General features: G+C 32.8%; 14 protein-coding genes and 1 tRNA gene. 13 read left to right on the top strand and 2 right to left on the bottom strand.

Annotated features, from left to right (window positions below):
• Positions 1-29 precede the first annotated feature (29 nt).
• Positions 30-542 carry a thiol peroxidase gene (gene tpx / locus RRB46_RS00470; RefSeq protein WP_311537097.1) on the bottom strand — a complete coding sequence of 171 codons (513 nt, stop codon included), beginning with the start codon at positions 540-542 and terminating at the stop codon, positions 30-32.
• A gap of 149 nt (positions 543-691) precedes the next feature.
• On the opposite strand from tpx, the gene RRB46_RS00465 reads away from it, so the two are divergent.
• The 9 genes from RRB46_RS00465 to thrB all read left to right on the top strand — a co-directional run bounded on the left by RRB46_RS00465 (position 692) and on the right by thrB (position 8,036).
• Positions 692-1,336 (top strand): 50S ribosomal protein L25, encoded by a 645-nt coding sequence (locus RRB46_RS00465; RefSeq protein ID WP_311537096.1) that lies wholly within the window; start codon positions 692-694, stop codon positions 1,334-1,336.
• 107 nt (positions 1,337-1,443) lie between these two features.
• Entirely contained in the window at positions 1,444-2,067 is a 624-nt protein-coding gene (gene tmk / locus RRB46_RS00460) for a dTMP kinase (RefSeq protein WP_296125946.1), read from the top strand.
• Position 2,068: 1 nt separating this feature from the next.
• Complete coding sequence (locus tag RRB46_RS00455; RefSeq protein WP_106460570.1) at positions 2,069-2,398, top strand: cyclic-di-AMP receptor; 330 nt, start codon at positions 2,069-2,071, stop codon at positions 2,396-2,398.
• A complete protein-coding gene (locus RRB46_RS00450; RefSeq protein ID WP_311537095.1) occupies positions 2,395-3,183 on the top strand; it encodes a DNA polymerase III subunit delta in 789 nt (262 codons plus the stop codon). The genes RRB46_RS00455 and RRB46_RS00450 overlap by 4 nt, the downstream gene beginning before the upstream one ends.
• Positions 3,180-3,992 (top strand): stage 0 sporulation family protein, encoded by an 813-nt coding sequence (locus RRB46_RS00445; RefSeq protein WP_296125957.1) that lies wholly within the window; start codon positions 3,180-3,182, stop codon positions 3,990-3,992. Before RRB46_RS00450 ends, RRB46_RS00445 begins: the two co-directional genes overlap by 4 nt.
• Positions 3,993-4,116: 124 nt before the next feature.
• Positions 4,117-4,290, top strand: coding sequence for a 4Fe-4S binding protein (locus RRB46_RS00440; RefSeq protein WP_296125960.1), 174 nt, complete (start codon positions 4,117-4,119; stop codon positions 4,288-4,290).
• A 232-nt stretch (positions 4,291-4,522) separates the two neighbouring features.
• Positions 4,523-5,728, top strand: a complete 1,206-nt coding sequence (locus RRB46_RS00435) for a homoserine dehydrogenase (RefSeq protein WP_311537094.1) — start codon at positions 4,523-4,525, stop codon at positions 5,726-5,728.
• On the top strand, positions 5,728-7,182 hold the full coding sequence (gene thrC / locus RRB46_RS00430; RefSeq protein ID WP_311537093.1) for a threonine synthase: 1,455 nt from the start codon (positions 5,728-5,730) through the stop codon (positions 7,180-7,182). The genes RRB46_RS00435 and thrC overlap by 1 nt, the downstream gene beginning before the upstream one ends.
• Positions 7,179-8,036, top strand: a complete 858-nt coding sequence (gene thrB / locus RRB46_RS00425) for a homoserine kinase (protein ID WP_311537092.1) — start codon at positions 7,179-7,181, stop codon at positions 8,034-8,036. The genes thrC and thrB overlap by 4 nt, the downstream gene beginning before the upstream one ends.
• Before the next feature lie 38 nt (positions 8,037-8,074).
• Here the strand turns inward: thrB and RRB46_RS00420 are convergent.
• Positions 8,075-8,149: transfer RNA gene (locus tag RRB46_RS00420), tRNA-Thr, on the bottom strand.
• A gap of 91 nt (positions 8,150-8,240) precedes the next feature.
• On the opposite strand from RRB46_RS00420, the gene RRB46_RS00415 reads away from it, so the two are divergent.
• The 4 genes from RRB46_RS00415 to RRB46_RS00400 are packed head-to-tail and all read left to right on the top strand — an operon-like array spanning position 8,241 to position 13,907.
• The gene (locus RRB46_RS00415) at positions 8,241-9,356 is read left to right on the top strand and encodes a hypothetical protein (RefSeq protein WP_296125971.1); all 1,116 of its coding nucleotides are present in this window, start codon (positions 8,241-8,243) and stop codon (positions 9,354-9,356) included.
• Positions 9,356-10,099 carry a TraX family protein gene (locus RRB46_RS00410; protein WP_311537091.1) on the top strand — a complete coding sequence of 248 codons (744 nt, stop codon included), beginning with the start codon at positions 9,356-9,358 and terminating at the stop codon, positions 10,097-10,099. Before RRB46_RS00415 ends, RRB46_RS00410 begins: the two co-directional genes overlap by 1 nt.
• A 7-nt stretch (positions 10,100-10,106) precedes the next feature.
• Positions 10,107-12,200: a Tex family protein gene (locus tag RRB46_RS00405; protein ID WP_311537090.1), complete on the top strand. Its 2,094-nt coding sequence runs from the start codon at positions 10,107-10,109 to the stop codon at positions 12,198-12,200.
• Complete coding sequence (locus tag RRB46_RS00400; protein ID WP_296125979.1) at positions 12,201-13,907, top strand: proline--tRNA ligase; 1,707 nt, start codon at positions 12,201-12,203, stop codon at positions 13,905-13,907. It abuts the gene before it with no gap.
• Positions 13,908-13,916: the final 9 nt, after the last annotated feature.

The following is a 13,916-nucleotide window of genomic DNA, read 5'->3' as shown; positions in this document are numbered from 1 at the left end:
CATCTTGAGGAGCTTTTAGCATTAGATTATTATTTGCTTAATTCCTTAGCGATTTTAATAGCTTCTTCATATTCAGGAAGATCAGTATTTTGCTTCAGGTATTGGACATATTTTATAGTATTGTCCTTATCAATAACAAAGACAGACCTATTTAAAAGTTTTAATTCTTCGATTAGGGTGCCATATTTATTTGAAAAATCTCTTGTATTATAATCCGAAACAAATTTTATTTGGTCGGCTTTTTTATTTTTCTTAAATCTGATTTGAGCAAAAGGCAAGTCATTTGAAACTGTAAGGATCATAACATCATCTGATAAAAACTCAGTTGCTTTTTGAAACATCTTAGTTTGTAATTCGCATACATCAGTATCAAGAGATGGAACAACAGAAATAATTTTAATTTTATATCCTTCTTCCTCATAAAAATTATAAGGGCTGAGATCCATCTTATTAGCCACAAAGTCAGGTGCCTTATCTCCAACTTTAAGTTCATCACCTAATACAGTTATATCAACAGTACCAAATTTTCCATTTCTTGTCATAAATTTCTCCTTAATTTGTTCATCCTATTAGCAATATTGTATTGCAAGGTCATAATTTATCAATAAATCAAAAATATTAATCTTTAAGTTATTGTAAATTAGGCAAAGATGGAGTATAATTAGCTAGTATGAATTAATAAGGAGGCAAAATGGCTAATTTAGTTTTACAAGCAGAAAAAAGAGAAGCTACTGGTAAAAATAAAGTTAACAAACTTAGAAGTAACGAACTAATACCAGGAGTAGTTTATGCCAAAAATCAAGAAAATGTAAATGTTCAATTTGAAGCTAGAGAATTTGATAAAGTTCTTAGACAAGCTGGAACATCTACAATTATAACACTAGATGTCAATGGAGAAGGTAAAGAAGTACTTATAAAGGATTTTCAAACACATCCATACAAGAATCAATTTTTACATGTAGATTTTCAGGCTATAGACCAAAATCAAGCAATCAGAGTTACTGTTCCAGTTAACCTAATCGGTAGAGATGACCTAAATGCTGATGCAGGCGTACTAGTACAAAATATCGATGTAGTAGAAGTAGAATGTCTACCAAAATACATCCCACAAACTGCAGATATCGAAATCAAAGACCTACAAATTGGTGAAAACAAAACAGTTGCTGATCTTGACATCTTCAAAGATGAAAACATCAACGTACTTGCTGATGCAGAAGAAGTAATCTGCTCACTACAAGAAGTATCAGAAGAAGAAATCATCGACGATGAAGAAGCAACAGATGCTGCTGATGTACCAACAGTTGATGAAACTGAAGAATCTGAAGATAACGAATAATAATTAAAGCCATTGCTCTTTATTATAGACAATGGTTTTTTTATTGGGAAATTTTAGAGAAAAAATACTCCTAGACTAATCTTAGGAAAATATAGTATAATAATAACATGAACGGAAAATTTATAGTTTTTGAAGGACCGGATGGGTCTGGAAAAACAACCATATTAGAAAAAGTTAAGACGATATTAGAAAATGACTCTCATCCTGTAAGTTTCTATAGGGAGCCAGGTGGAACGCCTATTTCAGAAAAAATCAGATCGATAATAATTGATAATGATAATAGAGAAATGTCAGCAAAGACTGAGGCTCTCCTATTTGCGGCAAGTCGTGCCCAACTTGTAGAAGAAAAAATAAAGCCGGATTTAAGAGATGGTAAAATTGTAATCTGCGATAGATTCGTATTAAGTTCTTTATTATATCAAGGACTAGGTAGAAATTTGGGTATAGATAAGATAAAGAGTATAAATGATTTTGCTACAGAGGGTCTAAAGGCTGATTTAAATATATTTTTCAATATAGACTATAAGACAGCTCTAGAAAGAAAAAGAGCGAATTTTTCTGCTGATAGACTAGAAAATGAAGACTTTTCTTTTCATAAAAAAATATTTGATGGCTATATGCAAATGGCAGATCTTTATAAAGATGAAATAGTGAAGGTAGATGCTAGAAAGTCTATAGAAGATTTAACAGAAGATGTAATCAAAATTATTTATAGCTTATTGGAGGAATAAAATGAAATTATTAGTAGCAATAGTACAAGATGCAGACGTTAATTTTTTAATCGATGCCCTAACAGATGAAGGTTACAGGATAACAAAGCTTTCAACAACAGGTGGATTTCTAAAAAAAGGCAACACTACCCTCTTAATAGGTGTGGAAGAAGTTAAATTAGATGAAGCACTTGGCATAATAGAAAAAAATTGCAAGAAGAGAAATACCACTACAACAATAATCAATCCTACAGGTGAAAGCTCACTAATAAGCACAACAGTACCTATAGAAATAAGTGTAGGTGGGGCAACAGTGTTTATAATTGATGTCGAAAAATATGTACAAATATGACAATATTAGAAAGGCAATTAGCAAATAATAATTTATCTAATGCCTATATAATAGAAGGAGAGGATATAGGATACAATCTAGACTACTCCTTAGAATTTGCTAAGGAAGTGTTTGATTCCTATGCTATAAAGTCAAATATAAATCCAGACTTATCTGTAATAGATAAGGAAATAATTGATATAACAACTATCAGGTCCTTGATTAAGGATATGGTAATTAGACCAACAAATGGGAAAATTAAAATTTACATAATTCATAATGCCCAAAACCTAAGGGTAGAAGCTGCAAATGCCATGCTAAAGAGCTTAGAAGAGCTAAGAGATTATGTACTAGTAATTTTTACAACAGATAATAGTGGGAAAATTCTTCCGACTATCAGGTCTAGATGTCAAATAATTTCCTTAACTAATAGAAATTATAAAAAAGATATTGATTTTGAGAGACTTTCCGATATAATTAGAGAGATTTATGAAGGGAATCTCTCCTTTTATTATAAAGAAAGAGATTATTTATTAGCCTATAAGGAAAATAAAGATGAATTAATTTCAAGCATCATTGAAATATTTAGAGGACTAATTGATTTTAAATATAAGGATAATAAGCCATATAGGTCAAGCTATGCATATAATCTAGAAAAGCTTAGTATGATGGATTTGAATTCTATAGAAAGGCTAATTAGTAAACTTGAGGAAATTCAAATTTCTTATAGGAATAATATTAACTTTGAATTGAGTATAGAAAATATATTCTTTAATATATATAGAGAAGGTAGGCAGGGTAAATGAATGTAGTTGGAATAAGATTTAAAAATGCTGGCAAAATATACTATTTTAAGGCCAACGATCTAAACCTTACTTGTAAAGACAAGGTGGTAGTTGAAAGCTCAAATGGACTTGAACTAGCAGAAGTTGCGCTTGCAAATATTGATATTGATGAGGATAAATTTGATAAAGATTTATCAGATGTAATAAGAAAGGCAAGTTCAAGAGATTTAGAGATAGATAGACTAAATAAAGAAGAAGCAAAAGAGGCTATGGACCTTGCTATAAAAAAGGTAAGAGATCATAAGCTCGATATGAAAATTGTCGAAAGTGAATATAGCTTTGATAAAAGCAAGATTACCTTTTATTTTACATCAGAAAATAGGGTTGACTTTAGGGCATTAGTAAAGGATTTGGCATCAATATTTAAAAATAGGATAGAACTTAGACAAATAGGGGTAAGAGATCATGCCAAGCTTAAAGATTTTCATGGAACATGTGGGCAGAAGACTTGTTGTTCTCGCTTCATGACTGAATTTAATCCACTTTCAATAAAGATGGCAAAAGACCAAGGTATAACCCTAGATCCAAATAAGATCTCAGGAGTATGCGGCAGGCTTATGTGCTGTCTAGATTTTGAAGAAGATAATTACCTAAGGGCTAAAAAAGAGCATCCTAAAAAGGGCCACAAAGTTATTACAGAAGATGGTGAGGGCATCGTAATTGACAATGACTATATCAGAGGTCTGTGTAAAGTTAGAACAAGACTTGATGATAGCGATGAGGAAATTGAAGAGTTTTATAGCTTAGAAGAGATAAGCAAGGATAGATGATAATAATTATCATTATGAATAATTAATCAAATTTTTTAAGATATTTTAATAAAATTTCATATTTTATTTGACATTTTATGAATATCATTGTATACTAATCATATAACAAACATAGGAGGAAATTATGGCATACAGAATAGATGAAAATACTTGTATTTCTTGTGGTTCATGCGAAGGTGAATGCCCAGTAGGAGCAATCTCTCAAGGCGATGCAGCTTTTGAAATTGATGCAGATGCTTGTATAGATTGTGGTGCTTGCTCAGCAGTTTGCCCAGTAGAAGCAATCGACCAAGAATAATTTTATAGTACATAAAGAATAAGAGACCCCTACGGGGGTCTTTTTACTTGCTAATTTTTAGATGACTTGATTTTTGATAATAATAGCTTAAGATAATACTTGAGTAAAGCATAATATTATAGTATTATCTATAAAAAATACCTAAGTCGAAAAAATTATTTTTAGATGTTTAATATAAAAATAGTTTATTTATAAATTTAAGCGAAAATAATCATACATTAAGGAGTAAGATGTGAAAAGAGTAGTAGGACTTGCTATATTAGGATATGGAACAGTTGGACAGGGGATAGTAAAGCTAATTAGAGAAAAAGAAGACTCAATTAAATTTTATACTAATGCAGAAATTGAAATTAAAAAAGTTTTGGTAAGGACAATTAGAGATTCTTACGAGGTCGATATTGATAAAAAGTTACTTACAAATGACTTTGAGAAGATTTTAAATGATCCATCTATAGACATAGTAGTAGAAGTTACATCATCTGTCGATGAGGCTAAGGATATGATGCTTAGGGCGATGAAAAATGGTAAGCATGTAGTATCTGCTAATAAGGCTGCTATTAGTAAGTATTTTCCTGAATTAAATGATCTTGCTAGGGATATGAATCTTCACTTCCTTCACGAAGCAGCAGTTGCTGGAGGAATTCCTGTTTTAAAACCTCTTGGGGACCTTGTAATGGAAAATGAAATCACTAGGGTTAGGGGAATTTTAAATGGTACATGCAATTATATTCTATCTAAGATGACTGAAGAAGGACTTGACTATGACGATGTTTTAAAAGAAGCCCAAGAACTTGGCTATGCTGAGGCTGATCCAAGTGCAGATGTAGAAGGCTTTGATACTCATAGAAAGCTTAGAATCTTATCTACAATGGCTTTTAGGCAAGAAGTTAGTGAGGATGATATACTCGTAGATGGTATTTCAAAAATTACAGCAGATGATATTAGAATTCTTAAAGATAATGGAAGGACTATAAAATTAATAGGAGATGCCTATATTGAAGATGGAAAGATTAAAGCCTGTGTCGCACCTGTAGGAGTATACTCAGACTCTTATTTTGCATCAGTAAGGGGTGCATTTAACTCGGTTACAGTCTTTGGTGATATGGTTGGAGAGCTTAAATTTTATGGCCAAGGCGCAGGCATGCTTCCTACAGCCAATGCCATCATAAATGACATCATAGATATTATTTTTGATAGGCAATCTAAGGTAAGACTTGGCGAAGGCTTAGATAGACAAATAGATTCTAGTGATATAAGGGCAGATTTTTACCTTAGATATGATGGAAATCTTGTAAACCTTGATGATTTTGATGAAGAAGTTATAGATGATAAATTAAAGGCAAGTTTAATAAAAGATGCCAAGTATGTAGATTTAAAGGATAAATTAGAGGCTGATCCTAATTCTCTTATTGTTAGACTTGAAGATAGGGATTATTAATGAAATACGTATCCACAAGAATAGACAGAAATAAAATAAAACCAAGTCAGGCTATAATTAAGTCCATAGCAGATGACGGGGGCTTATTTGTACCTGAAGCATTCCCAGCTTTAGGTGACTTATCAAAGCTTATAGATCTAGACTACAGGGAACTTGCTAGCTTTATTTTAAAGATGTATTTTGATGATTTAGAAGATAAGTTAGATGACCTTGTCAAAAAGGCCTATGACCAAAAATTCCCAGAAGAGGTAGTAAAAATAGAAGAAACAGATGCTTTCATAATGGAACTTTATCACGGAAGGACTCATGCCTTTAAGGATATGGCATTATCCATTCTTCCTTTCTTACTCAAGGCCTCCTTAGAAGTAAATGGAGATGATAAGAAGGTCTTAATCTTAGTTGCTACATCTGGTGATACCGGAAAGGCAGCTCTCGAAGGTTTTAAGGATGTAGATGGGGTCAGGGCAATGGTCTTTTATCCAAAAGATGGGGTATCAGCCATACAAAAGCTTCAAATGGTAAGCCAAGAGGGAGAAAACCTAAATGTATTTGCCATAGAAGGCAATTTTGACAATGCTCAAACAGCTGTAAAAGATGCCTTTAACGATAAAGAATTTAATAAAAAAATACTAGATAAGGGCTATGAACTATCATCAGCCAATTCAATAAATATAGGTAGACTTATTCCTCAGATTGTTTACTATGTTTATACTTATCTAAGGTTAGTAAGAAATAAGAAAATAAAGCTTGGGGATAAGGTAAATATTGCAGTTCCAACAGGAAATTTTGGAAATGTTCTAGCTGCTTTTTATGCCAAAAACATGGGCTTACCTGTTAATAAATTAATCATTGCATCAAATGACAATAAAATCTTAACAGATTTTTTCGAAACTGGGTCTTATGATTCAAATAGAAAGTTGATTTTAACATCATCTCCATCAATGGATATATTGATTTCATCAAACCTAGAAAGACTTTTATATCACCTATCTGATGGAGACTATAAAAAAGTAGCCGAAGCCATGGAAGCTTTAAATAAGGATAAAATTTATCTTTGGGATAAGACCTATGATGATTTAATATATGCAAATTTTGCAAGTGAAGAAGATGTGAAAGCTGCTATTAAAAATACCTACAAGTCTAACAAATATTTGATTGATCCTCATACAGCAGTAGCAGTGAGCGTTTATGAAAAATATAAAAAAGAAACAGGGGATCAAACAAAAACAATCATAGCATCAACCGCTAACCCACTTAAATTTCCTGATAAGGTCCTAAATTCTCTAGGAATTGATGGTGGGGATGATGAATTTGAAAAGTTGGGAAAAATAGGAGACCTCATGGGTAAGGATGTTCCTGATAACTTAGCAGCTCTAAAAGATATGAAGATAATCCATAAGGATGTCATCAATCCTTTAGACTTAAAAGAGGAAGTATTGAGGAAATTAAAATGAATGAATTAATAATAAGGGTGCCTGCAACAAGTGCTAATGTAGGATGTGGCTTTGATAGCTATGGCCTATCACTTAATCTTTTTAATACTTTCAGCTTTAAGAAAAGTGATGGTTTTGGAGATCATAATCTAGTCATAGATGCCTATAAGTATACTTTTTCCTACTTAGAAAAAGAAATGATTCCCGTAGAAGTAGAAATTGATGGCCTAGTACCAATGACAAGAGGCCTTGGTTCATCATCAACTTGTATAGTCGCAGGAATTTATGCAGCCCTTTATTTCATAAATGGGGAAATAGATAAAGACTTAGCCTTAGACATAGCTGTAGAGATTGAAGGTCATCCAGATAATGTTGGACCAGCCATCTTTGGAGGATTCTTGCTTTGCGTAATGGAAGGAGCTAGGGTTTATCATAAAAAAATCATCCCTGATGAAAATTTAGAATTCATAGCTTTAATTCCAGATTTTAAGCTAAGGACGGAAGATTCAAGAAATGTAATATCTGATAAACTTTTATTAAAGGATGCTATAAATAATATCCAGAGGGCATCGGTCTTATCGTATGCCTTAAAAGATTTAGACAAGGACCTGATAAAAATATGCCTAGATGATAAAATTCATCAGCCATATAGGAAGGGTCTTATAAAAGGCTATGATCAAATTTATGATATGGCTATAGATAGTGGTGCTCTAGGAGTCTACTTAAGCGGAGCAGGTCCTACTGTAATGCTAATAGCTGATAAAAGAGATGATATTTATGATGGTATTAATAAATATATGGCAAGTAATTTTTCAAATTGGAAAGTAAAGAGATTAAAGCTTGATTTGGATGGGGCATATCTAGAAAATTTATAAAAAAATATGGCTAGCTTTAAATAGCTAGCCTTTATAGGTGGAGCTAGAAACAGGACTTGAACCTGCAACCTCCGGTTTACGATACCGTTACTCTACCATTGAGTTATTCTAGCATAAATACATTTTACTAGTATTTTTTTAATTCGTCTATATAATATATAGTATTAGGATTATATAATTTAGTATAATCAGAATGGAGCTAATATGAACTATTCATTTATTTTAGAGCAAATTTATACCACGATTATGAATAATCAATTTATAGGATTTGCCATAGGGGCATTTTTGGTCCTTATTATCCTATTTATTGCATCCAAAACCTTTAGAAAGAGCGGCCTATTTTTACTTGCTACAAGTTTTTTGATTGACTTAAGCATAAGGAGTTTGCCTTTTGAAATATATACATACTACCCTTATGTATTTAATATAGTTACAGGTCTTTATATAGTAGGCTTTATAGACTTTTTTGTAAGGGTTTTGATAATGCTTGTTAAGCTTAACAAAAGGGAAAAGAAAGATTCATCCCTTACAAATTTCATGAAATTTACAGGAATTAGACCTTTCTTTTTGATGCTTATAGTAAATTTAATAAACTATAACAACATAATTCCCAAAAAGATTTTGAATTTATTAACAAGCCTGTCTTTTCTATATATGGTATTTAGGACTTTATACTCAACCTATCTTTATCTAAGCCAAAAGGAGTCTATAGTTATTGATGATAAGATGAATTTTTCTGATATAAAGGCATACTTATCTTCAGATAGAAATAAATCTAAACCTAGGAAAGTGATTAAAAAAGCTAAAAGGAAAGATAATCACAAGAAAAAGGACCTTCCAAATGAGGCTATTTATATATCAGATTTAAAAAATAGGGAAAAAGTTGATGAATCACTTGAAGAAATCAAAAAAGACCTATCAAATACTGATATGATTGAGCTTATTGGTAATTCTCAAAAAATCTTAGCTACTATGACACTTACAGATCTAAAGACAAAAGAGCTTGTATCCTATAAGAGCGAAAAAGCTAAATTTAAGCTTATAGAAGATGAAAATTATAGGGTTGATTTGGAATTTGAGATGTTAAATGACTATGATTATGGAAGGTTTATGGATATTCTCCTAGCTTACGATAAGGATAGGCAAAGATATAAGTTTGAATTAAGCATTGTGACAAATAAAACAAGCGAACTAAAGATGGTTTTCTTTGATCCAAGCGATATTTATAATTTAAAGGCACATGACCATGATTTGGCTGGCAAAACTATATCTTTGATTTTCCCAAAATATAAGATAAACTTCATCAAAGGAAATTGCTAATGACAGATAAGGACAATTTAAAAAAGACCCGGTTTTCTGAAAGAAGGTTTTTTAGCACTAGTGGACTTAAAATAATAGCAGCCCTTGCCATGCTTTTAAGTCACCTGGCTCAGACAAACTTACTCTATGGATTGGGATATATAAGTCTTGCTGATAGTTTCATGCTAATAGGAAGGATAGCCATGCCCATATTTTCCTTCCTCTTGGTCCAGGGAATCATCTTTACAAGTGATGTAAAAAAATATTTGGCTAGATTATTAATCTTTGCCTTTATTTCGGAAATATTTTATGATCTTGCTTTTTCAGATATGGCCTTTGATTTTACAAGTCAAAATGTATTTTTTACACTTTTTCTAGGAGGGCTGATGCTTAGTATTTGGCAATGGGCAAGGAAAATGAATAAGCCTATAGAAATTTTTCTAATAGGAATATCATTTGTATGTATATCCTTTATTGCCATAGCCATAAAATGCGACTATGATTATAGGGTAATTACAGCTATAGGCTTACTATATTTTGCTAGAAATAGTAAAATAATGACAGGTCTTGCGATTTTCTTATCATTTGCCTTTTCAAGATTTACTAGTGGTTATGAACTTTATATTCCCTATATAGTTTACTTATCTATACCCTTCATATCCTTGTATAATGGGCAAAAAGGAAGGTCAAGCAAGTGGGGATTTTATATATTTTATCCAGCACATTTATTAATTATTTATATATTAAAAATTATTTTATTATAAGGAATTTATGAATATTACAGAAATTTTATCAAAAGAATTAAATATTAAAGAAGAATCAATCGACAATGTTATCAAACTCTTGGATGAAGGCTCAACAGTTGCCTTCATAGCTAGATATAGGAAGGAAGTTACAGGAAATCTTACAGATGTTGAGATAAGAGATATAGAAAAAAATCTCAACAAGCTTAGAAATATCGAAAAAAGGCAGGAAGAAATAATAAATGCCATCGATAATAAGGGCCAGCTGACAGATGAATTAAGAGAAAAAATCTTAGCAACCAACACCCTTACAATTCTAGAAGATATCTACGCACCTTTCAAATCTAGAAGAAAGACTAGGGCTGATATAGCTAGGGAATTTGGACTTGATAAGTTTTTAGATAAGCTTCTTACAGAGATTAGCGATGAAGAAGAAGCCCTAAAGGAAGCAGCTACTTATAAGCAAGAAAATCTAGAAGATGAAAAGGAAATAATTACAAGAGCTCTTGATATACTTGCAGAAGATATTGCAAATTCAATAGAAGCAAGAAATATTATCAGAAGAGATGGACTTGTTAGGGCAAGTCTTATCACTAAACTTAAGGCAGAGGAAGATGATCTTTACGAAAATTACCATGATTTTTCTAAAAAGCTTAAGGATTTGAAATCTTTCCAAATTTTAGCTATAAATAGGGCTGAAAAAGAAGAAATATTGACAGTTAAAATTGAATTTACAGATGAATATAACAAAAACTTAATCTATAAGCTAATAAGTCAGGATAAGACTTATAATCCTTACCAAGAAGGCTTGGTAAAGGCTACTATAGATGACGCCTACAAGAGGCTGATGCTCCCATCAATTACAACAGAGCTTAGAAATAAGCTTACAGAAGAAGCTAGTGATGAGTCTATTAGAGTCTTTGGAGACAATCTAAAGCCTTATTTATTGCAAAGGCCAATCAAAGGCCAAGTTGTAATGGGCCTTGACCCTGGTTTTAGGACAGGTTGTAAGGTAGCAGTTGTAGATAAGAATGGAAAATATTTGGATAAGGCAGTGATTTATCCGGTAGAACCCCATAAGAAAGAAAAAGAAGCGATAGCAACCCTTAAAGGTCTTATAGAAAAATATGGTGTTAGCCTAATAGCCCTTGGTAATGCGACAGCATCTAGGGAAACTGAACTAGTTGTAAACAAACTTCTTAAGGAAGTAGAAGGTGTAAGTTATGCTATAGTAAATGAGGCAGGGGCTAGTGTTTATTCAGCTTCAGCCCTTGGAGAGGAAGAATTTCCAGACCTTGATGTAACCATAAGAGGGGCTATTTCAATGGCAAGAAGACTCCAAGACCCTATGGCAGAACTTGTAAAAATTGAACCAAAACATATTGGAGTCGGCCAATACCAACACGATCTTGATGGTAAAAAGCTTGATTTAGAGCTTGCCAAGGTTGTAGAAGATGCGGTAAATGAGGTGGGAGTTAGTATAAATAATGCCTCCTATAAGCTTTTATCATATGTATCAGGTCTAAATCAAAATCTTGCAAAAAGAATTGAAGAAGATTTCAAGGATGGAAAGATTAAATATAGGAAGGACCTCTTAGATGTAAAGGGACTTGGCAAGAAAACCTACGAGCTTGCTGCAGGCTTTTTGAGATTTCCATCATCACCCGAGATTTTGGACAATACAGGAGTTCACCCTGAAAGCTACAAGATAGCCAAAAAACTTGAAGGCTTAAACTTAGATGAAATAAACATAGAAGAAACTGCCCAAAAGCTAGAAGTTGGAGAACCGACCCTTAGAGATATCATAAAAGAGCTTAAAAAGCCCGGAAGGGACCCGAGAGATGATAACCCCGAGGTTTTAACAAAAAAAGAAGTTATGAGTCTTGATGACCTAAAAGAGGGTATGATACTTAAAGGGAAAGTTAGAAACATAACTGATTTCGGAGCTTTTGTAGATATTGGAGTAGGAACAGATGGCCTAGTTCATATCTCAGAGATTTCCGATAAGTTTATCAAAAATCCTCACGATGTTTTAACAAACTCTGAGGTAGTGACAGTAAAAATTATAGAAATAGATAAGAAAAAAGAAAGAATTGGTCTTTCAATGAGGAGTTTAAATTAAATGAGATTATCAAATTATTATATGCCAACCCTAAGAGAAGATCCTGTGGATGCTGAAACAGCAAGCCACAAGCTTCTAACTAGAGGTGCTTTTATCAGACGTCAAGCTTCAGGAATTTATTCTTTCCTACCACTTGGTAAAAAAGTTATAAATAAAATTGAAGCAATAGTAAGAGATGCCATGGATAGCCATGGAGCAATTGAAGTTTCAACATCAATCCTTCAACCAAGAGAAATTTGGGATGCATCAGGTAGATGGGAAACATTTGGTCCTGAGATGTTTAAGATTAAAGATAGACACGATAGGGAATATGCCCTAGGTCCAACAGCTGAAGAATCTTTCGTAGATTTAGTAAAAGATGAGCTTAATTCTTATAAGCAACTTCCACTTAATATTTACCAAATAGTAGATAAGTTTAGGGATGAAAAAAGACCTAGATTTGGTATAAATAGGTCCCGTGATTTCCTTATGAAAGATGCCTACACCTTTGACCAAGACTTTGAAGGACTGGAAAAAGCTTATGACAATATGTGGAAGGCCTATGAATATGCCTTTGACAAAATGAAGCTTGACTACAGGATTGTTGAAGGTGATACAGGAGCTATGGGTGGTAGAAAGAGTCACGAATTTATGGCTCTTGCTGAAAGTGGTGAAGGAGTCATCCTTTATACAGAAAATTCAGATAAGGCCTATACAGACGAAAAGGCAAGAAGCCTAGTTCCGGTTATAAAAGAAGAAGAAAAAGAATTAGAATTAGTAAAAACAACTGATAAGAAAACCATAGAAGAAGTAAGCGAATTCTTAAATGAAGAAAAAATCAAATGTGCAAAGGCAGTCGACCTAATAGTTCAAGGAGAGCTTGTATTTGTATTTATCCCTGGTGATAGGGACTTAAATATGGCTAAACTTATTGCCTACCTAGGTGTGCCAGAGCATGAAATCTTCATGGCAGATGATGAAAGTATAGAAAAATATACCGAGCCTGGCTATACAGGACCAATCGGCTTAAAGGATGTAAGGGTTATAATTGATAAGTCACTTACAGAGATAAATAACCTTGTAGTTGGAGCTAATAAGGCTGGATACCACTATATTAATGCAAACTATAAGAGAGATTTTGATGGGGAGATTGCAGAAGATTTAACACTAGCCAAAGAAGGTGATGAAGCCTATGATGGCAGCGGAAAATACCTAGCAGCTCGTGGTATAGAAGTAGGAAACATCTTCCAATTAGGAACTAAATACTCAGAAGCAATTGGGGCAAATTTCCTAGACCAAAATGGCGTTTCAAAACCATTCGTTATGGGCTCTTATGGTATAGGTGTATCAAGATCTGTATCAGCAATTGTAGAGCAAAACCACGATGATAAGGGCATAATCTGGCCTACATCTGTAGCACCATTTGAAGCTATTGTTACAATTGTAAATCCAAACAAGGAAGAGCAAAAAGATTTAGGTGAAGAAATTTACAAAAAACTAAAAGATGCTAGGATAGATGTTCTACTTGATGATAGAAAAGAGCGTCCAGGTGTTAAATTTAATGATAGGGACCTAATAGGAATTCCATATAGGATAACAGTAGGTAAGGATGCAAGTGAAGGAATAGTTGAATATTCAAAAAGATCTGATCTTGAAAATATAAAACTAGATAAAAACGAATCAATTGAAAGAATTATAGAAAATATCCATAAAGATTTGCAAGACTAAGGCAAAAAT

This window comes from uncultured Anaerococcus sp. (assembly GCF_963512375.1).
Classification (GTDB): Bacteria; Bacillota; Clostridia; order Tissierellales; family Peptoniphilaceae; genus Anaerococcus.
Note: the sequence above shows the minus strand (reverse complement) of the source record. Positions and strands in the feature narration are given on the sequence as shown.